Origin of the sequence: Brevundimonas sp. EAKA (assembly GCF_000698025.1) — a bacterium.
GTDB classification, from domain to species: domain Bacteria; phylum Pseudomonadota; class Alphaproteobacteria; order Caulobacterales; family Caulobacteraceae; genus Brevundimonas; species Brevundimonas mediterranea_A.
Window position 1 is genome coordinate 18699 of record NZ_JMQR01000016.1, and the last position, 20928, is coordinate 39626.

Annotated in this window: 15 protein-coding genes; 6 read left to right on the plus strand and 9 right to left on the minus strand. The window is 66.2% G+C overall.

Annotated features, from left to right (window positions below; translation table 11 throughout):
* Positions 1–56 precede the first annotated feature (56 nt).
* Entirely contained in the window at positions 57–1583 is a 1527-nt protein-coding gene (locus ER13_RS03980; RefSeq protein WP_081836120.1) for a tryptophan halogenase family protein, read from the minus strand.
* A 159-nt stretch (positions 1584–1742) separates the two neighbouring features.
* Between ER13_RS03980 and ER13_RS03985 the strand changes: the two genes are divergently transcribed.
* Positions 1743–3599: a glycoside hydrolase family 9 protein gene (locus tag ER13_RS03985; RefSeq protein WP_081836121.1), complete on the plus strand. Its 1857-nt coding sequence runs from the start codon at positions 1743–1745 to the stop codon at positions 3597–3599.
* Positions 3600–3666: 67 nt separating this feature from the next.
* Here the strand turns inward: ER13_RS03985 and ER13_RS03990 are convergent, their stop codons facing one another.
* Entirely contained in the window at positions 3667–6732 is a 3066-nt protein-coding gene (locus tag ER13_RS03990) for a TonB-dependent receptor (RefSeq protein ID WP_052004845.1), read from the minus strand.
* Between the two features lie 129 nt (positions 6733–6861).
* Here ER13_RS03990 and ER13_RS03995 point away from each other — a divergent pair, with 129 nt between their 5' ends.
* Entirely contained in the window at positions 6862–8388 is a 1527-nt protein-coding gene (locus tag ER13_RS03995; protein ID WP_035306794.1) for a tryptophan halogenase family protein, read from the plus strand.
* Between the two features lies 1 nt (position 8389).
* Here ER13_RS03995 and ER13_RS04000 read toward each other — a convergent pair whose 3' ends face one another.
* Both ER13_RS04000 and ER13_RS04005 read right to left on the minus strand, forming a co-directional pair.
* Positions 8390–10852 carry an exo 1,3/1,4-beta-D-glucan glucohydrolase gene (locus tag ER13_RS04000; protein WP_231492471.1) on the minus strand — a complete coding sequence of 821 codons (2463 nt, stop codon included), beginning with the start codon at positions 10850–10852 and terminating at the stop codon, positions 8390–8392.
* A 295-nt stretch (positions 10853–11147) separates the two neighbouring features.
* Positions 11148–12206, minus strand: coding sequence for a LacI family DNA-binding transcriptional regulator (locus ER13_RS04005; protein WP_008259295.1), 1059 nt, complete (start codon positions 12204–12206; stop codon positions 11148–11150).
* 375 nt (positions 12207–12581) lie between these two features.
* On the opposite strand from ER13_RS04005, the gene ER13_RS04010 reads away from it, so the two are divergent.
* The 3 genes from ER13_RS04010 to ER13_RS04020 all read left to right on the plus strand — a co-directional run bounded on the left by ER13_RS04010 (position 12582) and on the right by ER13_RS04020 (position 15572).
* Positions 12582–13568, plus strand: a complete 987-nt coding sequence (locus ER13_RS04010; protein WP_231492472.1) for a glycoside hydrolase family 5 protein — start codon at positions 12582–12584, stop codon at positions 13566–13568.
* 262 nt (positions 13569–13830) lie between these two features.
* The gene (gene dusA, locus ER13_RS04015; RefSeq protein ID WP_035306803.1) at positions 13831–14847 is read left to right on the plus strand and encodes a tRNA dihydrouridine(20/20a) synthase DusA; all 1017 of its coding nucleotides are present in this window, start codon (positions 13831–13833) and stop codon (positions 14845–14847) included.
* A 155-nt stretch (positions 14848–15002) separates the two neighbouring features.
* Complete coding sequence (locus tag ER13_RS04020; RefSeq protein WP_008260580.1) at positions 15003–15572, plus strand: 3D domain-containing protein; 570 nt, start codon at positions 15003–15005, stop codon at positions 15570–15572.
* Positions 15573–15646: 74 nt separating this feature from the next.
* Here the strand turns inward: ER13_RS04020 and ER13_RS04025 are convergent, their stop codons facing one another.
* From ER13_RS04025 to ER13_RS04040, 4 genes are all read right to left on the minus strand, one after another.
* Complete coding sequence (locus ER13_RS04025; protein ID WP_035306806.1) at positions 15647–16537, minus strand: hypothetical protein; 891 nt, start codon at positions 16535–16537, stop codon at positions 15647–15649.
* Between the two features lie 89 nt (positions 16538–16626).
* Positions 16627–16950: an Mpo1-like protein gene (locus ER13_RS04030; protein WP_035306808.1), complete on the minus strand. Its 324-nt coding sequence runs from the start codon at positions 16948–16950 to the stop codon at positions 16627–16629.
* 38 nt (positions 16951–16988) lie between these two features.
* Positions 16989–18893 carry a DEAD/DEAH box helicase gene (locus tag ER13_RS04035; RefSeq protein WP_008260808.1) on the minus strand — a complete coding sequence of 635 codons (1905 nt, stop codon included), beginning with the start codon at positions 18891–18893 and terminating at the stop codon, positions 16989–16991.
* 162 nt (positions 18894–19055) lie between these two features.
* Positions 19056–19817 (minus strand): SDR family NAD(P)-dependent oxidoreductase, encoded by a 762-nt coding sequence (locus tag ER13_RS04040; RefSeq protein ID WP_035306810.1) that lies wholly within the window; start codon positions 19815–19817, stop codon positions 19056–19058.
* Between the two features lie 148 nt (positions 19818–19965).
* On the opposite strand from ER13_RS04040, the gene ER13_RS04045 reads away from it, so the two are divergent.
* A complete protein-coding gene (locus ER13_RS04045; protein WP_035306812.1) occupies positions 19966–20175 on the plus strand; it encodes a flagellar basal body rod C-terminal domain-containing protein in 210 nt (69 codons plus the stop codon).
* A 25-nt stretch (positions 20176–20200) separates the two neighbouring features.
* Here the strand turns inward: ER13_RS04045 and ER13_RS04050 are convergent.
* A partial coding sequence (locus tag ER13_RS04050) for a methyl-accepting chemotaxis protein (RefSeq protein ID WP_035306821.1) occupies positions 20201–20928 on the minus strand: 728 nt, incomplete at its 5' end.

Below are 20928 nucleotides of genomic sequence, written 5' to 3' on the forward strand. Positions count from 1 at the left end.
CGGGGACGACCGCCTCTCAAGTCATCCGGGACGCCCCCCGCGGACGGGAGACCGATCTAGAGGGGCAGGTGCGCGCAATATCGGGCAATATAGTCGTCCTGAGAGGGAAGCCTGGACGACGCTTCGCGCACCATCCTTCGCAGCCGCTCCAGGCTCGACATCAGTTGGGTCGCGCTCACTGCGTCGACGAGCGGGTGATGGCGTCGAGGCAGGATGTCCTGCCCCAGATAGACCGCGACCCAGCTCGGATGCAGGAACAGACCTTCTCGATAGTCTTGAACGACCCCGCGCGCGCGGAATAGCTCGATCTTCTCCGAGAGCGTATCCGGCAGCGGCATGGTGCGGACATAATCCCAGAAGGGCGTGTCGTTCCGGGCGGTCGCGCAATAGTGCAGGATTATGAAATCGCGGATCCGGATGTATTCGAGATCCATCTGGCGATTGAACTCCGCCTCCGTCGCCGGGTCGATCACGGCGGTTGGCCAGAGTTCGATCAGCTTGGTGATGGCGATCTGGATCAGATAGATGCTGGTCGATTCCAGCGGTTCGATAAAGCCCGAGGATAGTCCCACGGAGACGCAGTTGGCCGCCCAGTTCCGCGTCCTCTGACCCGCCGTGAACTTCAGGACGTTCGGCGCCTTGAGCGGCTTGCCCTCAAGGCGCCCGACCAGTCGATCCAGCGCCGCAGCCTCGTCGATGAAGGCGCTCGAATAGACATAGCCGTTGCCGACCCGGTGCTGCAGCGGAATGCGGAACTGCCAGCCCGCTTCCAGCGCCGTGGCGCGGGTATAGGGGACGGTCGGCTGATCACTCTCGCACGGCAGGGCCGCCGCCCGATCGCACGGCAGCCAGTGCGACCAGTCAGTAAAACCGGCCTTCAATGTCTGTTCGATCAGCAGCGCCCGGAATCCGGAACAGTCGACGAACAGGTCGCCCTCGATCTGACGTCCATCATCCAGCGTCACCTTGGTGATCGCCCCGCTCTCGCCGTCCTGCGCCACATTCTGGATACGCCCCTCGATCCGGCGCACGCCCTCCGTCTCGGCCATGCCCCGCAGGAAACGGGCGTACAGGGTGGCGTCGAACTGATAGGCGTAGCGGTACGTCGACAACAGCGAGCGGGGATCATCGGACGGCGGGGCGAACCGACCCTCCCGCGCCGCCACGACCGGCAGCGAATAGTCGTCGATCGGCCCGACGTCCCCCAGCTCGCGTCCCCGCAGCCAGTAGTGATGAAAAGGCGCCTCCCCGCCCGGCGCGCCGTAGTCGCCGAAGGGGTGGATGTAGCTGCCCCCTATCTGGCCCCAATTCTCGAACTGGATGCCCAGTTTGAACGTCGCCCTCGTGGCCTTCATGAACGCCGCTTCGTCGATGCCTAGGCGTTCGTTAAAGGCGCGGATGTGCGGCAGGGTGGACTCCCCGACGCCGACCGTCCCGATCGCCTCGGACTCCACCAGGGTGATCTGGACGCCCGAAGGCGCCACAAGCCGCGCGAGCGCCGCCGCCGTCATCCAACCGGCTGTTCCGCCGCCAACGATCACGACCCGTCGTACGGCTGTTGCGGATGGGATTGCAGTCGTCATCGCCCGCTCGTTTCAGGCGCAAACGCGCCGCATCTTGAGGTCCGGCACGATGGCCCGACCGGAAGGCCGCGACAACACCCCCGTTGTGACAGCGCTGTCAAGTGATAGACTCGCCGCTCTAATGCGGAGCGGATCGAGCCGCTCGCCTCGGAGGAAACCATGACACCCAAAACGCGTCTGTTGGCGGCGGCCGCCGCGCTTGCCTGCTTGCCCCCCGCGACTGCGACGGCTCAAAACCTCAACGTCATTCGATTGAATCAGGCGGGCTTCGAAACCCACGGCCCCAAGACGGCGACCGTGCCGAATCCTTCGCGCCAGCCGCTTGACTGGCGTGTGCTGGACGAAGCCGGCCGACAGGTCGCCGAAGGCCGGACCAGTGTCTTCGGAGAGGACGCCGCATCCGGCGAGCACGTCCACACCGTCCTCTTTTCCGACATCCGCACGCCCGGATCCGCCTACCGACTTGTCGTAGGCGATCACGAAAGCCGGCCGTTCGCGATCTCCGATCATCCGTACCGGTCGCTGCAATACGACGCCCTCTCCTATTTCTATCAGAACCGCGCCGGCGTCCCGATCGACGTCAAGCATGTCGCCCGCCCCGATCTCGCTCGGCGGGCCGGACATGAGACGGAGACCGCCACCTGCTTTTCCGGAACAGACCAGTTGGGCACGGCGTGGCCCGGGTGCGACTACAGCCTCGACGTCAAAGGCGGTTGGTACGACGCCGGGGATCACGGAAAATATGTGGTGAACGGCGGCATAGCCGTGTGGATGCTGCTGAACGCCTATGAAAGAGCGCAGGTCAAGGGCGGCCAGGGCGCGGTCGCCTTCGCGGACGGAAGGGCGAATATTCCGGAAGCAGGCAACGGCGTCGACGATCTGCTCGACGAGGCGCGTTACGAGATCGAGTTCCTGCTGAGGATGCAGATACCGGAAGGAACCAGGGCGATGGTCCCTGTCGGCCCGCAACGGCGCGATCATCCGCTTCAGCTGACCGAGATCGACGCCGGGGGCATGGCCCACCATAAGGTCCACGACGCGTCCTGGACGGCGCTGCCGACCGCGCCGGCCGACGACCGGGAACGCCGCCTCCTCTATCCGCCCAGCACGGCCGCCACCCTCAATCTCGCGGCGGTCAGCGCACAGTGCGCCCGGATCTGGCGCTCGATCGATCTTGAGTTCGCTCGACGCTGCGCGACCGCGTCGCAGCGCGCCTATCGGGCCGCGTTGCGCAACAGGTCGGTCTTCGCGCAGGATCGCTTCCCGGGCGGCGGCGGCTATGGCGACGGGGATGTATCGGACGAGTTCTACTGGGCCACGGCGGAACTTTACGCCTCGACCGGCGCCGCCGCCTATCTCACCGCCCTGAAGACCTCGCCCTATTACCTGGGCGCTCCCCGGTCTGGCTCGACCGCCACGGGCGATCCCAGCTGGTCTTCCGTCGCCAGCCTGGGATCCATGACCCTGGCCCTGGTCCCCTCCCCCCTGCCCGAGGAGGACCGCGTCAGGGTTCGAGCCAATCTGGCGGCGAGCGCGCGGGCCTATGTCGAGGAAGGCTGGCAGTCAGGCTATGGCGTGCCTTTCGGCGGGGCCGATTATCCCTGGGGTTCCAACGGCGCCATCCTGAGCCGCGCCGTCGTCCTGGGCCTCGCCTTCGACTTCACCGGCGACTGGAACTACCGCAACGGCGTCATCCAGGCGCTCGACTATGTCCTGGGGCGCAACCCCCTCGATCAATCCTATGTCAGCGGGTACGGAGCCCGGCCGCTGCAGAACCCGCATCACAGGTTCTGGGCGCATGCGGCCGATCCCGCCTATCCGGCGCCGCCTGCGGGCGCCCTGTCAGGCGGCCCTAACAACCAGTCCATGACGGACGAGGTCGCCAAGACCCTCATCGGACGTTGCCGGGCCCAGACCTGCTGGGTCGACGACATCCGCGCCTACGCCCTGAACGAAGTCGCAATCAACTGGAACGCGCCTCTGGTCTGGACCACCGCCTTCCTCAACGACCACTGAGCAAAAAAAGGCGCGCCGTCCGGAGACGGCGCGCCAGGTTCGCTCAGGAAGCGATCGGGGAGAGGCTTTAGAAAGTCCCGCGGACGACGAAGGAGAAGCGACGGTCATTGCGGAACCACGACCGCGGCGCCTCCTGCAGGCTGTTGTCCAGCACCTGAAGGGTCTTGGTCGTTTCGTTCGTCAGGTTCACCGCCTGGACGCCGACCTTGATCCGATCGTTGATCGAATAGAACAGCGAGCCGTCCAGCTGGCCGGTCGCATCGGACATGATCGGCGAGAAGGGAACGATCTCGTCGCGCGTCGTCAGCAGGAACTCCGAGCGCCAGCTGTAGGCCAGGCGCGCCGAGATCTTGGCGTTCTCGTAGATGGCCGTGAAGTTGGCGTTGTGCTGCGACAAGCCTTCCAGAGAGAGTTGGCTGGTGTCGATCGCCGTCTCGCTGCCGCCGGGATTGGCTTTACCCGCGTCAAGGTTCTCCTGCGGGACCCCCGAGCTGTCGATATAGGTGTAGTTGGCCTGTATGCCGAAGCCCGACAGCCAGCCAGGCAGGAAGTCGTAGAACTGCTGGTAGGCCAGCTCCAGACCCTGGACGGTCCCTTCGTCCGAGCTGTTCATCGGCCCCCGGACATAGACGTCGAAGGTCTGGCCGTTGTTGGTCACCGAGCGCTCGTAGAAGCCGTTGGTGATCACGTCTTCCAGGGTCTTGTGGAACAGCGACAGGGTCAGGGATCCGGTCGGCGCGAAATACCATTCGCCCGACAGGTCGAACTGTCGCGACTTGATCGGGTCAAGGAAGGTATTGCCCGCCTGCGCTTCAAAGCCGAGGAAATCATTGTCCACGACGCGCGGCAGGATCGGCACCTGATCGCGGGTCAAGCCCAGGTCGGACCGGCGGATCGCTTCCGAATAGCCGAAGCGCATCAGGAACTCCGGCGTCAGGCCGAACTTGACGTTCAGGCTGGGAAGCCAGTTGCCGTAGCTGTGTTCCGCCGTCTCGGGGATCGAGGCGCCGGTGGCGAAGGCCAGGGCGGCGGCCTGCTGTTCCGGCGTCAGCTTGCAGAAGGCCGGCAGTTCGCCGCCGCCGACCGGCGCAGCGCAGGTCCCGCTGAAGACCTGGTTCGCCGTGGGGAAACTCAGCGCGCCTTCCGCCGAAATCTTGGTCTCCACATAGCGGACACCCAGGTTGCCGGTGATCGCGACGCTCTGTCCCCACACCGGCTCGGCGCCGTTGTTGAACTTGACCATCAGATAGGCGGCGGCGGTTTGCTCGTTGGTCGAGTTGATCTCGCCGGGCGTGAACGGCGTGCCGGGCACGACATTGGATCGGGCCGCCAGAGGAACCCAGCCGTTGCCGCCCCAGATGGCGTTCATCGACTGGACGAACGCAGTGGTCTCGGCATAGGAGCGGGCCGGGTTGCCCGCATAGCCGAAGGCGGTCACGGGAACGCCCATGCCGGCGAAGCTGTAGGGCGAAGCATGGTCGAGGCCGCCGGTGAAGCGCGGCGTCGCGACACCGCCCTGATCGAGCCAGACCGGACCGGTCGCGCCGTTCCAGATCTCCGACGTCACCCCCCAGTTATAGGCGGAGTTGCGGGTGGTCTGGTCGCGTTCGGCGAACCGGCCGCCGACCTTGACCGATTCAAGCCAGCCCGCGTCCAGATCATATTCGGCATCGGCCTTGAGGGCGTATTCGTCCCCTTCGCTTTGCTCGATGTGATCCATGGCGTTGCGCCAGAAGTAGTTGGCCGGATCCGCCAGGTAAGGATCGATCGGGCTGCCGTCGGGCGCCAGCAGGCTGAGCGACGGAAGGTCGCCCGTCAGATCGAGAACATCGACGGCGAAGAAGGAGTTCGTCAGCTGGAAATCGACCGCGTCCACGGTCGAGTCGACATACTGGGCGTCGAAGTTGAAGCGCAGGCGGTCCGTCGGCGTCCACTTGAAGTTGAAGCCGTAGTCGCTCGTCACATAATCCTGGACCACGCCCCGTTTCACGAACAGGTGCTGAATCCCGTTCAGCGGCACGGAGGGATCGGCCGAACGCCAGTCGGCGATCGAAGTGATCGCGCCGCCGGTGAATATCCCATCCTCGTTGTAGGTCCAGTTGGTTCCGGCGAAGGGCCGGCGGTTGCCGGAATCGTCAACGACGGACTCGATGGCGCTCTCGAGCCAGGCCTGCTGTGAATCCGAGCGCAGATACTGGAGCGTGGCGATCATCTTGCGATCATTGGAGCGCCATTGGCCGGCTGCGGCGATGCCGTCGCGACGGCGGTCGAACTCCTGGGTGCGGAACGCCAGGCCCGACGGCGTCCAGCGGTCCTCGCCGTCCACGGTCGACAGACGATAGTTGAGGGATTGCAGGCCCTCGGCGCGGGAATCGAGTTCCGAATGAACCCCGCTCAGCAGCAGGCCGAACTCGCCCATCGGCGTTTCCCAGCGATCGCTGGCGAGCAGCGAAACGGTCGGCGCCAGATTGTTGCGCATGTCGCCCCAGCTGACCTCGGTGGTGAAGGCCACCATGCTGCCGGGCGCGTCAAAGGGCTTTCTTGTGTTGAGATTGACGGTGCCGCCGATGCCGCCCTCAATCATCTCGGCGGACGTGTTCTTGAAGACCTCGACGCTGCCCAGAAGCTCGGAGGGCACGTCGGCGAACGAAAGGTCCCGGCCGTTGTTGGCCGAGAAGGTGTCGCGTCCGTTCAGTTCCGATCGCACGAAGTTGAGGCCGCGGATCACCACGCCCGATCCTTCGACCGAGAAGTGGTCCGGGTCGTTCGCCCCCGCGAAACGGTTGATCGAAACCCCGGGCACCCGTTGCAGGGCTTCGGTCACCGAGCGGTCCGGAAGGGCGCCGATGTCATCGGCCGTCACGGCGTCGACGAAGACGTCCGAGCTTTCCTTGATGCGCTGCGCGCTGCGCAAGCTGGCGCGTATCCCCGTGACGACGACCTCTTCGACTTCCTGGGCCGTTCCGTCGGACACCGTGACGTCCTGGTCCGCGCTGGCGTCAGCGGCAGGAGCGGCGGTCTGGGCCATGGCCGGCCCGGCCAGCAGCAGCGCGCCGAAAGCGAGCGCCGAGGCGCCATGCATCAGCCGACGAGAATGCAGGACGACAGGCGTCGCCGTGGTGGTCTGGATCATTGAACTCCCCCTAAGAGACATGTTTTTTGGACGCGCTGACAGCGCTGTCAACGAAAGCGACTAGCATGAGCCCTCTGTATCGTCAATGTAATCAACACGTCCTGACCTGCCCAAAACCGAAAGACGCCCATGACACTGCTCGCCTCCGCGCCGCTCCATCCGGACGCAATACGTGAGGTTCTGATCGTCGGCGGCGGCACGGCGGGATGGATGACCGCAGCCGCAATGACGCGTCTGCCGGCCGGGATACGTGTTCGTCTGATCGAGTCCGAGGAGATCGGATCGGTCGGCGTCGGGGAAGCCACCATTCCTCCCCTTGTCACCTTCAACGCCATGCTCGGCATCGACGAAGCGAGCTTCATCAAGGCGACCCAGGGCACGTTCAAGCTCGGCATCGAATTCGTCGATTGGGGCCGACAGGGCGATCGCTACATGCATCCGTTCGGCGAGGTCGGGATGGATATGGAGGGGGTGAAGTTCCACCAACACTGGCTGCGACAGGCGCAGGGCGGCGACCCGACCCCCATTGAGGACTATTGCCTTTCGGCCGTCGCCGCACGCCTGGGACGCTTCACGCCCGCCAGCAGCGATCCCCGGACGGTGCTGGCCAGCCTGCGGCACGCCTATCATTTCGACGCGGCCCTTTACGCCGGCTTCCTGCGTCGCTTCTCCGAAGCGCGCGGCGTGGAGCGTGTCGAAGGCAAGGTCGTCGGCGTCAGTCTTCGGGATTCCGACGGCTTCATCGAGTCGGTCCGCCTTGCGGACGGCCGGCGACTGGACGCGGACCTGTTCATCGACTGCAGCGGCTTCCGGGGCCTCCTGATCGAGGAGGCGCTCGCCGCCGGATACGAGGACTGGAGCCATTGGCTGCCCTGTGATCGCGCCCTCGCCGTTCCTTCAGCCAATACGGGCCCGCTTACCCCCTTCACCCGCGCCACTGCGGATCGCGCCGGCTGGCGCTGGCGCATCCCGCTCCAGCAGCGCACCGGCAACGGTCATGTCTACGCCAGCGCATTTACGACCGACGAGGACGCCCGGGCGTCGCTGCTCGCCGGGCTGGAGGGCGAGCCGCTCGCAGAGCCGCGCCCCCTGCGTTTCACGACAGGACGCCGCCGTCGCCAGTGGGTCAGGAACTGCGTCTCCCTGGGCCTGTCATCGGGCTTTCTCGAGCCGCTGGAATCCACCAGCATCCATCTGATCCAGAGCGGGATATCCAGGCTGATGGCCCTGTTCCCGACCCGGCGGTTCGATCCCGTCCTGATCGACCAATTCAACCGCCTGTCCCAGACCCAGTTCGAGCAGGTGCGGGACTTCATCATCCTGCATTACAAGGCCACCCAGCGAGACGACACGGACTTCTGGCGGCATGTCGCAGCCATGGACGTGCCCGAGTCCCTCGAGCGCCGCATCGCGCTTTTCAGGGCCGGCGGACGCTTCATGCGCGACGGCGACGAACTCTTCAGCGAGGCGAGCTGGGTCGCGATCTTCACCGGCCAGCATATCCTGCCGCAAGATCACGACCCGCTCGCCGACGGCGTTCCCTACGCCGCCATGGCCCGCAAGCTCGCAGGTCTGCGCGGCATTATCCGAAAGACGGCCGAGGCGATGCCGACCCACGAGGCCTTCATCGCACGCTGTTGTCAGCCCTCCGCCTGATCTAGCCGGCCGGGCAGATCGCGTCGCCTTCATTGGCCGCCAGACGGATTTCGGACACCGACAGGGTCAGGGCGCCGGCGGTCTCGATCTGGAACGGGGTATCGACGGCGGTCAGATCTGCGCCGGCGTCACGGAAGCAACTCAGGCGAACCTTGAGGCTGCGCCATTCGCCCAGGGGCGCAGCGCCGAGGATTGCGGACATGTCCACGCGCCCCTGGCCGACAGACAGCGCGACCGAAGAAGCAGGTGCGGCGTCCACCCGGTAGCGGAAGGACAGGGCCATCTCGCCGTTGGCCTGACGGCTGACATCGATCGGCGTGCCCCAAATCTTGGCGCTGCCCGCGCCGACGCCGGAAAAGGCGAACTGCTGGCCGCTCTCCTGCGCCAGGTCATCGACGGGGCGGACCGAAACAGCGTCTCGCGGGCTGGTCTCCGCCTGTACAGAACCAGGCTTGTTCTGGCCGCCGGCGTCCGCAAGCATCAAGGCCCAGGGCGCGACATAGCGGCCGTCGACGAAGTAGCGGTCGACACTGCCGATCTCGCCCACGACGCCGCTCTCTTCCGACAGGACGCCGACCCGACCGCCCTGCGCATAGGTCAGGCCGTAGCCATAGGCGAACTGGGGATCATAGCCGGGCTGGCCGACGTTCAGGGGTTCGCCCCTCGCGTCCTTGGGCCAGCTGAACGACAGCTTGCCGTTGAAGTCGGTGCGCGGCTTGCCCGCGGCATCTCCGATCAGGACGTCGGCTACGCCCCCGCCTTCCGTCCCCGGCAGCCAGGCGGCCACAAAGGCGTCCGAGGCGTTGATCTCGGGATTGGTCCACATGGGACGCCCGGACAGGAAGACCGAGACGGTGGGAATCCCCGCTGCGTTCAGGCGCTTCAGCGTCTCCAGCGGTTCGGTCGGCAGGAAGTCCAGCGTGTCGACGTCGCCCTGGAACTCGGCATAGGGGGTCTCGCCGAAGACGACGATCGCCACGTCTGGCTTTTGGGTGAAGGCGCCGTCAGGGCTGAGCGTCGCCTGACCGCCGCCGGCGGCGACCGCCTCCTGGATACCGCCCCAGATCGACTGACCGTTGGGGAAGTCGGCGTTGGTGTTCCCGGTCCCCTGCCAGGTCAGGGTCCAGCCGCCCGAAGCCTGGCCGATGTCGTCGGCATGGCCGGCGACCAGGACCCGCGCACCCGAGCGGATCGGCAGGACGGCGCCTTCGTTCTTCAGCAGCACCAGCGACTTGCGCACCGCCTCGCGGGCGATGGCGCGGTGGGCCGGGGAGCCGAGCTCGTTCAAACGGCCTTCCACAGGGCGTTCGTCGCTGAACAGGCCGGTCTTGACCTTGACCCGAAGAATGCGCCGCACGGCCTCGTCCAGACGCGCCGTCGGAATCTCGCCGGACCGCACCTGGGCCAGGGTGTTCTGATACAGAGGCTTCCAGCTATCCGGCGCCATAAGCATGTCGATGCCGGCGTTGACGGCCAGGGCGCAGCTCTCGTTCGAACAGCCGGGCAGTTGCCCATGAGCGTTCCAGTCGGACACGACGAAGCCGTCAAAGCCCAGCGGCCCGCGCAGGACGTCGGTCAGGATCGTCTCGTTGCCGGAGTGTTTGACGCCGTTCCAACTGGAGAAGCTGGCCATGATCGACAGCACGCCCGCGTCGATGGCCTGAGGATAGCCGCCGAGATGGACGTCGATCATCTCCCGCTCATGCCCCTGGAAATCGCCTTGGTCCTTGCCCTCGAAGGTGCCGCCGTCGGCCAGGAAATGCTTGGCCGATCCGGCGATATGGCCCGCAGCCAGGGGGCTGTCTGCGGAAAGATCGCCCTGCAGACCCAGCGTCATCGGCGCCGCATAGGCGCGCTGAATTTCCGGATTTTCCGCGTAGCCCTCATAGGCCCGCCCCCAGCGATCATCGCGCGGCACGGCCAGGGTCGGCCCGAAGGTCCAGTCCGCGCCGGTCACGGCGACTTCCAGCGCCGTGGCCTGGCCGATCCGGCGGATCAGGTCCGGATCCCGCGCCGCGCCCAGGCCGATATTGTGCGGAAAGATGGTGGCGCCGACGACATTGTTATGCCCATGAACGGCGTCGATGCCGTAAATCAAGGGTACGATCGTGCCCTTGCGTTGGGCGTTGGCCGCCCGGAACGCCTGCGCCAGGTCGACCCATTTCCCGGCCGAGGCGCGCTCGTCGCCCCCCGGGGAAGAGTTCCCTCCCGCCAGGATTGACCCCAGCGGATAGATCAGCAGGTCCTCCGGCTTGATCGAAGCAATGTCGGCCTGGATCATCTGCCCGACCTTCTCCTCGACCGTCATCCGCCCCAGCAGATCGGCGACAAAGGCCTCAGTCGCCGCGTCGGTCATGGCGGCGGGCGACGCCGCGTGCGGCCAGAGCGCGGGATCGGCGTGCGCCTCAAGGGCGACTGCATTCTTTTCCTGAGCCAAGGCCGCCAGTGGGCTGCAGACGAGCATAGGAACCGCAAGGACAAGCGTGATCAGAGAGGCGGCGTTGCGCATGGTGAGGCCCACAGAGGAAGAGAGCGCCCGCCGCGAGCCCAACAGGATTGCCGCGCAACAGGCTTCAAGGTTTTCGGTTGAGACATCGATCGGCGCGGATCATACGCACCACCGCTTGAGGGAGGTCGGCTGAATCCAGAGGTCTCCCCGGCGCTCTCGTCCGTCTCGAAGAAAGGGTCCATGGATTTGACAGCGCTGTCAAGACGAGGATGGATATGTGGCGCTCCGCTCGCGCCGGAATCTTCCCGGCCTAGGCCGCGCCCGTCGATCTCCGCACGATAAGTTCGTAGGGAACGATCAGGCATCCCTCCAGGGATTGCTTCAGCGCCTCGTCCTGGACACCCGAGATCACCGGCATCAAATGCCGCGCCGCGATTGCGGCCATCTCGGAAACGGGCTGGCGGATGGTGGTCAGCGCCGTCGTACCGAACATGGCGGCCGGCGTATCGTCGAACCCGGCCACGGAGATATCCTCAGGCGCCCGAACGCCACGCGCCGCAGCGCCCTGCAGCACGCCGAGCGCGGTGTCGTCGTTGCTGGCGAAGATCGCGGTCAGCCCGAGGCCGGCGCCCAGGAAGGCGTTGATCGCCGAGACGCCGGACTGGAAGGTGAAATCGCCGTACGCGACTGCGCCGTCCGCGACGGACAGGCCGTTGTCCGCCATCGCGGACAGAAAGCCGTCGAGGCGACGCCGGCTGGCGACATAGGCGACGGGGCCGGTGACGAAACCGATCCGACGGTGGCCCAAGGCGATAAGGTGCGCCGTCATGTCGTAGGCCGCCTGCCGTTCATCCATGGCGATGCAGACCCCCCGCTGGAGGTCACGCTCGGGTCCGATACGCGCATAGGCGACGCCGGCTTCGTCGAGCACATCCAGCACAACGGGGTGATCCGAGTTCGGCGGCGTCAGGATGACCCCTTGAGGTCGGATGGAGGTCAGCAGGGCCGAAAGATCCCTGCCGAGGCTTTCGGACGCATAATCCACCAGTTCGATCATCAGGTGATGGTCTGTGCGTCGCACCTCCATAAGGGCGCCCATTTCGAGCCGGCTGAGGTAATCATTGCCCCGGCCGCTCCGCCAATGCTCGATCGTCAGCTCGGCGTCCACCAGCGCCGCGATGATCGATGAGGAGGCGCCCGCGAGGCTGCGGGCCGACAGACTACGCCGATAACCCAGGCTCTCGACCGCAGCCATCACACGATCGCGCAGACCGGGGGTGACGTTGGCTTCGCCGTTCAGGACCCGAGACACGGACTTGATCGAGGCGCCCGCTGCGGCGGCCACGTCATAGATGGTGGCTCTCGCCATGCCGCTCCCCATCGCGCGAGCCTCCCTGACCAGACAGATCACTGCGCTCGGGCGTCACCGCATCCCTAATCCCGAGACGGCCCCTTTCGCAACCGCTCTCGGGCGTCCGCCGCAATCGCATCGCCGGATCGCTCCCGTGGCCGACGATTTAGGGGGGGCGGAGTCCAAATTGTTGACGACAGCGCTGTCAAAGCTGTTTGATACGTATCGACGATCTTTCGCGAATGGATACCGATGTCCCGCCCAAGTCCTGCTTTACAGATGATCTGTTTCATCGCGGCCGTGATGGCGTGCTGCCTCGTCATTCTCGCGATCAGTGGTCCGGCGCTCGCGTCCGCATCGCAGGCGCCTACCGCTCGCCGAGCGGCGGATGAGATGGGCAAGGGATTCAATCTGGGCCAGATGTTCGACGCCGGCCAACACCCGCCGACGCTGGAGGCCGCCCGGGGCAAGATCGACGCCTACTATGACCGCGGCTTCCGCGTCGTCCGGATCCCCGTGACCTGGACGGAAGTCGTCGACAGCGGGACCCTGGCGGACCCGGACACCGGCGCCATTGATCGGGACGCCGAACGACTTGCGGCGCTGACAGCGGTCATCGACTACGCGCTCGCCAAACCCAGCCTCTACGTCGTGATCAACGCTCACCACGAAACCCGGCTGAAGGACGGCATGCGCGCCGACGTCCTCGAGCGACTCTGGTCGGATATCGCCAGCCTGTACCGCGACCGGGACCACAGGCTGGTCTTCGAAATCCTCAACGAGCCCCATTTCAGCAATCACGACGCGATGCCTGCGGACCGTCTGAGGGAAATGACCGGGCGCGCCTACAGGCGAATCCGGGCGAACGACCCCGAACGTGTGATCCTCATCGGTGGAAATCAGTGGTTCGGCGCCGACGAAATGGCCAAGACCTGGCCCGATCTCGAGGAGGTCGGCGGAGGGCGAGACCCCTACCTGATGGCGACCTTCCATCACTATAATCCCTGGACCTTCAACGGTGACAATCAGGGCGACTACGCCGATCCCTGGACCGAAGCCGACATTCACGGACCGATGCAGGTCATGGCCGAGTGGGCAGGCTCGACCGGACAAGGCATGCCCGTGTTCATCGGCGAATGGGGCGTCGGCTGGCACAGCCGATTGGCCGCCATGGACTGCAACAACATCCGGCTGTGGTACGCCCGGTTCAACGCGCACCACGCGGCCCCGCTCGGCATGCCTACCGCAGTCTGGGACGATGGAGGCTGGTTCCAGCTCTACGACCACGAGAAGGAGGCCTTCAGCAGCAATCTCATCGACTGCATCGACGGCCAGTGTCGCTGGACGGGATCCGACCGTTTCAACGCGGATTGCGCATGATCCCTAGGCGCCTAGAGCGTCCAGCGGCGCGACCGTTGAGCGGCGCGGCGCCTTCCCAACGGATTCATCGTCGATGTGAAGGGCGATGAACTCACCTTTGCACCGACGTGAACGCGCCGCCGAAGGGACTTCTATTTGCGGATCGAAGCCATTTTTCGGGTGCAAATAGAGTGCAGTGAGAGGTCGTTAAGAGGCCAAACCGTCGAAAAACGCGTAGAAGCGTCGGCGACCAACGTCTACAGACCACCTGAAACCACACAAAATGTCGATAAATCAATCACGTCGGCTGTCCGTGGCCCCGATGATGGACTGGACCGACCGTCATTGCCGGGCCTTCCATCGCGTCCTGACGGCGCGCGCCCTGCTCTATACGGAGATGGTCACTGCGCCGGCCGTCCTGCATGGCGATCGGGATTATCTGCTGGGCTTCGATGCGGTCGAGCATCCGGTCGCCCTGCAACTGGGCGGTTCAAACCCGATGGAACTGGCCGAGGCGGCCAAGGTGGGCGAGGCCTATGGGTATGACGAGATCAATCTGAACGTCGGCTGTCCGTCGGATCGGGTCCAGTCCGGCAAGTTCGGCGCCTGCCTGATGCGCGAGCCGGAGCTGGTGGCCGACTGTATGGCGGCGATCCGATCGGCGGTGTCTATCCCGGCCACGGTCAAATGCCGGATCGGCGTCGATGATCAGGAGCCGGAGGTCAGCCTGTTCGCCACGGTGGACGCGTGCGCCGCCGTGGGGATCGGGGTCTTCATCGTCCATGCGCGCAAGGCCTGGCTGCAGGGTCTGTCGCCCAAGGAAAACCGGGACGTGCCGCCGCTGGATTATGATCTGGTGCGCCGGCTCAAGCGCGAACGACCGCATCTGAACATCTCCATCAACGGCGGGATCGCCAATCTGGACGAGGCCGAGGCCCATCTGGCCGAGACGGACGGGGTGCGGCTGGACGGCGTCATGCTGGGCCGCGCGGCCTATCACGAGCCGGCCATCCTGGGTCAGGCCGACCGCCGACTGTACGGCGCCGACACGACGGATGTGGACGCCTTCGCGGCCCTCGACCGCTACCGGCCCTATATCGCCGCCCGGCTTGAGGAGGGGGTGCGCCTGCCCGCCATCACCCGGCATATGCTGGGCCTGATGCATGGCCGTCCCGGCGCGCGAGCCTTCCGCCGCATCCTGACGGTCGAGTCGATCCGGGCGGACGCGGGGCTTGAGGTGCTGGACAGGGCCGCAGAGGCGGTGCGCGAGGCCGAGGCGCGTCGCGAAGAGGCCGCCTGAAGTTCGACAAAAAGCGTCTTGTTTTCCTGTAGTTGGAAACTCGGCGGCGGGCTGGGGCGACCGCAGGGAACGCCGCGCCCCTTTCTAGCCACAAGTTAACGCGACAAACCCGGCGCCGGCGGCGTTGGGAGCCGGCGCTTCAATGAGCAAACCGGATGATCGGCGCTTCCGCTGCCTTCGCCATGATGTGGGCCGCCATGTCCTCGCTTTCGAGCGGACCGGTCCCTTACAATGTCGCTGTCGCGGCGGATGCAGCCAGGGTTGAAACCCCGGCGCCCGAGATCGGTTCCACCGACGCCTCGCCCGAAATCGCCTCTGATCTGGACGCCGTCCAGGCCGAGCTGATGGCCGGCGATCCGGATTGGCGCGCGTCGGCCCGCCTCTATCACGCAGGCGGCGGCGGGGCGACGGGCAATGACTCCCTGGGTTGCCGCCCCATCGCCATGCGCACCGTCGCGGTCGATCCCCGCGTCATTCCCCGCCGCACCAAACTGTTCATCCGCGAGACGGTCGGCCTGCGCCTGGCCGACGGTTCGATCCACGACGGCTACTGGTACGCCTCCGACACCGGCGGCGCGATCAAGGGCCAGAAGATCGATCTCTACACCGGTCATGGCCGGGGCTCGATGGCCCAGGCCCGTCGCCTGAACATGCAGACCCTGACCATCGCCGACGCGGGCCGTTTCGACGGCTGCCCCCCGGCCTGGGAAAACGCCTCCAACTAAATCGCAGCCGCGACGAAAAACGCCGGCGCGCCTCGCGGCCGCCGGCGTCTTCGTGTCTGCGGTTCGGGCTGACCCTATTGCAGTTCGCTGACCTTCAGCGTCGACTGCACCATGTCGTCGCCATAGGTCCCGACCCAGACGTCGTAGCGTCCGGCCTGGGGATTGGTGATCAGGACCTTGGGGTTCACGCCGCCGCCGCTGTCGTCATCGCAATACCAGCGCCCGTTCGGCGTATTGACCAGAAGCGTGGTGTCCTCGGACGTCTCGACCAGGAAGGTCAGGTCCAGATCGCCGGGCTCGAAGAAGACCTGATAGTCCGCCGCCGCGCTGACCTTGCCCTCGCAGCCCGACTTGGCCGCAGAGGCCGGGATCGACCCGCCCGCCAGGATCGCCTTCTCATGGGGATCGGGCGTAAAGCCCGAACGCAGCCTCACCGAGCCGAAATTGGGCTCCAGGTCCGCATCCGGCGCCCCTGCGGCGCTCGTCTCCGCCCCGCCCAGTTCGCTGATCTCCAGCGTCGACTGGACCATCCCGTCATTATAGGTGCCCAGCCAGATGTCGTACCGCCCGCTTTGCGGGTTCGAGATCAGCACCTTCGGATTCAGGTCGCCGCCGCTGTCGTCGTCGCAGAGCCACTGTCCGCTGGGCGTATTGACCAGAAGCGTCGTGTCCTCGGACGCGACCGCGCGGACGGTCAGATCCAGATCGCCGGCCTCGAAGTTCAGCTGTAGATCCGGCGCGGCGCTGACCGACCCCTCGCATCCCGACTGAGCGGCCGAGGCGGGCACGGAGCCGCCGGCCAGAATGGACTTGGTCCAGGGATCCGGCGTGAAGCCGGTCTCCAGCGTGACCTCGCCGTAGTTCGGATCGAGGGTGAAGTCCGGCTTGGCGCCGCTCTTCTGTGCGAGGCTGACGCCGGGCGCGAACGCGAGCGCGGCGCCGGCGACGATGGCGATGATCTTCATGGGGTCGATGTCCCTGCCCTGCGGCCTCCCGCCGCGGAGCGAACATATCCGCTTCCCGGCCACGGCACAGCTTCAAATCTCAGGGATCGCTAGAAACGACGCCTGCCCGTGACCGTCTCGAAGAACAGGCGGAAGTCGCCCATCAGGCTCCACAGCGGATACTGGAAGGTCGCGGGGCGGTTCTTCTCGAAGAAGAAATGCCCGACCCAGGCGAAGCCGTAGCCGATCAGCGGCATGGCCAGCAGCCACCAGGGATTCAGCGTCAGCAGGAAGCCGACGAAGGCCAAGACCACCAGACCGGTGCCGACCACATGGATCCGCCGGCAGGTCCGGTTGGAATGTTCGTGGATGTAATAGGGATAGAAGGCCTCGAACGAGGCGTATCGACCCTGGGGTTCGGGCGGCGCGTTCATGGGCGGAGGGTGCGCCTCCGCCCATGATCAGGCAAGCCCTAGGCCTTGGGCTTGAATCCGGCCTTCTTGAAGCCCGGCTTGGCCTTGAACGGCTTCTTGGCGAACGGCTTGTCGCCGGCCGCGTTCGAGCGCGGGTTCTCGCCGCCGGCGTCGGCCTTGGGCGCCCAGGGTTTCTTCTTGAACGGCGGCCTGGCGTCGCCCTCGCCGCCGTCGGCGCGCTTGTAAGGCGTCTTCTTGAACGGGCGGTCGCCGTCTTCACGACGCGGCTTGCCGGCGCCGGCGAACTTGCCCGCCTTCATCGAGCCCGGGGTCGGGGCTTCCGAGGACGTGATCTTGACCTCGTCGTTCGAGGCGGCGACGGCCTCGCGGAAGGCCTTCTCGTGGGTCTTGGCGATCTCGAACCGCGTCTCTTCCGGGAAGGTGCGGATGGCGCCGATCTGGGGCTTGGAGATGCCGCCGATACGGCAGATCAGCGGGATCAGCCATTTGGGGTCGGCGTTCTTGTTTCGGCCCACGTCCAGGCGGAACCAGACCACGTCGTCCGCGCCCAGGCGGTCGCCCGGCCAGGGCTGGGCGGCCGTGCCGTCTTCGTTGCGCACGGTGCGCTCGCGCTTGACGGGGCTGCGATCCGAGCCCGGATCAGACAGTTCTTCCGGCGCAGGCTGCTCCTTGCGCAGCAGACGCACCAGGGCGGCGGCGATCTCGTCGGGCGTGCGTTCGGCGATCATCCGCTTGGCGACGATCATGTCCTCATCGGACACGTCGGCCTCAAAGAACTCGGGCGACAGCAGACGGCCTTCATCGGCCTTGCGGATCTCGTCGAAGGTCGGGGCGCCGGACCAGACGGCGTCAATGCCAGCCTCGTCCATCAGACGCTCGGCCTTGCGGCGGCGCGAGTGCGGCACCAGCATGACGGAGACGCCCTTCTTGCCGGCCCGGCCCGTCCGGCCCGAACGGTGCAGCAGGCCGGCGCGGTTCATCGGCAACTCGGCGTGGATGACCAGGCCGAGGTCGGGCAGGTCCAGACCGCGCGCGGCCACGTCGGTGGCGACGCAGACACGAGCCCGCCCGTCACGCAGCGCCTGAAGCGCGTCGGTGCGTTCGCGCTGGCCCATCTCGCCCGACAGGCTGACGGTCGAGAAGCCGCGCTCCAGCAGAGAGGCCTGGAGGTGGCGCACGGAATCCCGCGTCGAGCAGAACACCATGGCGCGCGGCGCCTCGTACCAGCGCAGGGTGTTGACCACTGCGTGTTCGATCTCGTTCGGGGCGATGCGATAGGCGCGGTATTCGATGTCGGCGTGCTGACGCGACTTGTCCGTCGCGTCGATGCGCACCGCGTCCTTCTGGTAGCGCTTGGCTAGGGTGACGATCTCGCGCGCGATGGTGGCCGAGAACAACAGGGTGCGGCGTTCGGCCGGCGCATGGTCCAGGATGAACTCCAGGTCCTCGCGGAAGCCCATGTCCAGCATCTCGTCGGCCTCGTCGAGGACGGCGACCTTCAGCTCGGACAGGTCCAGATTGCCCCGGTCGATATGGTCCTTCAGACGGCCCGGCGTGCCGACGACGATATGGACGCCGAAGCCCAGGGCGCGCGCTTCACGCCGCGCATCCATGCCGCCGACGCAGGTGGCGATCTTGGCGCCGGAGTCGGCGTACAGCCATTGCAGCTCGGCTGCGACCTGCATGGCCAGTTCCCGCGTCGGGGCGATGGCCAGGCACAGGGGGGCGCCGCCCGGACCGAAGATCGGCTTGTCGCCCAGCAGGGTCGGGGCCGCGGCCAGACCAAAGGCGACCGTCTTGCCCGAACCGGTCTGGGCCGAGACCAGCAGGTCGCGTTCGGCGTATTCGCCTTCCAGGACAGCGGCCTGAACCGGGGTCGGCTCGGCATAGCCCTTGTTGACGAGAGCGCGGTCGAGCGCGGGATGGACGGCGGGAAAGGGCATCGGCTACCTGGGACAACGGACAAGGCGGTCATCGAAACGACCGCGCCCGGCCGAGGACAGTCCTCAGGCCGGGCGAGTAATGCCGCTCTATACACGGATAAAGGCGCTAGCGGGGCGAAAAACGCCGTTCACCACGACGCCCCGCTCAAGAACGACCCCGGATCAGACCTTGAACGACAGGAAACCGTCGTCCACCGCCACCGTCGAGCCATTGATGGCCGAGGCCGCGTCGCTGAACAGGAAGGCCACCACGCTGGCGACCTTTTCGGGCTGAATCAGTCGATTATGCATATGCTGGGCGGCCAGGGGCGCCTTGGCCGCCGGGTCGTCGCCCAGGATCGGGGTGTCGACGAAGCCCGGCGCCACGCCTACGACCCGGATGCCGTATTCGGCCAGTTCCAGCGCGCCTGATCGGCTCATCGACACAACGGCGGCCTTGGCGGCGTTATAGTTGAAGCTGCCGCGCGCGGCGATGGAGCCGTAGATCGAGGCCGTGTTCACGAAGGTGCCCTTGGCGCCTAGCGCGACCATCTTCCTGGCCCCGTAATACAGACCATAATAGACGCTGTGCTGATCGACCTCGATCACCTTCAGATAAGAGGCGGGGTCCATCTCCAGAAAAGGCTTCACCAGGCCGATGCCCGCATTGTTGAACATGCCGTTCAGCGTGCCCAGTTTCTCGACCGCGAACTCGACCAGGGCTTCGACCTCCTCCGCCTTGGAGACATCGACCTTGTAGGCGAAGGCCTTGCCGCCGCGGTCCTGTGTCAGGGCCCCGACCTCTTTCGCCACGGCCTCGGCGCCGTCCAGGTTGAAGTCGGCGACGATCAGGTTCGCCCCCTTCTCGACCAGGGCCAGACAGGCCGCTCGCCCGATTCCGCTGGCTCCGCCCGTGACGATCAGGGCTTGATCCTTCAGTTCCATGGCGAGGGTCTCCTTCAATAGACAGGACACCGGATATGGAGGCGCCGGGCCGGGATGAAACCCGATCCGCGAGATTTCGTCGTTCACCCTGTTTGTTTCCCGGGCGTTGACGGAGAGCATTCAGACTGCAGGGCTGAAGGAGACCGTGATGCAGGTTATGCCCATCGCCGCCGGCGGAATGATGAACGCCCAGTCCCGCTTCGTAGCCAGTGCGCGTCGCACCGCGACCGCGCCTCTCGACAACCTCGCCGTCGAGGCGGTCGAGCGTATTCAGGCCAAGACCGCCTTTACCGCCAACGCCGCCGTGATCCGCACCGCCGACGATATGAGCGGAACCCTGCTGGACATGCTGGCCTGACGGTCGCCGGCGGCGGTCCCCCGGTCTAGAATTCTTCCCAGCCGTCCGCTGACGGCGCCGCCTGCGCCTTGGGCGCCGCGCCGCCGCGCCCAAGGGTCTTCAACGCCGCCGCCATATGGGGCGCCCGCGCTGGCGCTGAGGCCTGAGGCGGCGTCGATGCGCGCGCTGCCGGGGCGCCGACCTGGAATTGCGCCACCGACGCCTGCAGCGCCTCGGCGTCCTGGGCCAGAGACTGGCTGGCGGCGGTCGATTGCTCGACCATCGCCGCGTTCTGCTGGGTGACTTGATCCATCTGGTTCACGGCCGTGTTGACCTCGGCCAGACCCAGGGCCTGCTCCTGAGCCGAGGCCGAGATTTCCGTGACCAGGGCGTCGATTTCGGCCACCCGATCCACGATCCGTTGCAGGGCCTCGCCGGTTTGACCGACCAGTCTGACGCCCGAGCCGACCTGGTTGGTCGAGGTCGAGATCAGGGTCTTGATCTCCTTGGCTGCGTCGGCCGAACGCTGGGCCAGGGCCCGCACTTCGGAGGCCACGACGGCGAAGCCGCGACCGGCCTCGCCCGCGCGGGCCGCCTCGACCCCGGCGTTCAGGGCCAGCAGATTGGTCTGGAAGGCGATTTCGTCGATGACGCCGATGATCTGGCTGATCTGCTCGGAGGAGCCTTCGATCGCCTGCATGGCCGAAACCGCGTCGCGAACGATAACGCCCGAGGTTTCCGCATCGCCCTTGGCCGCCTGAACCACGTCCGAGG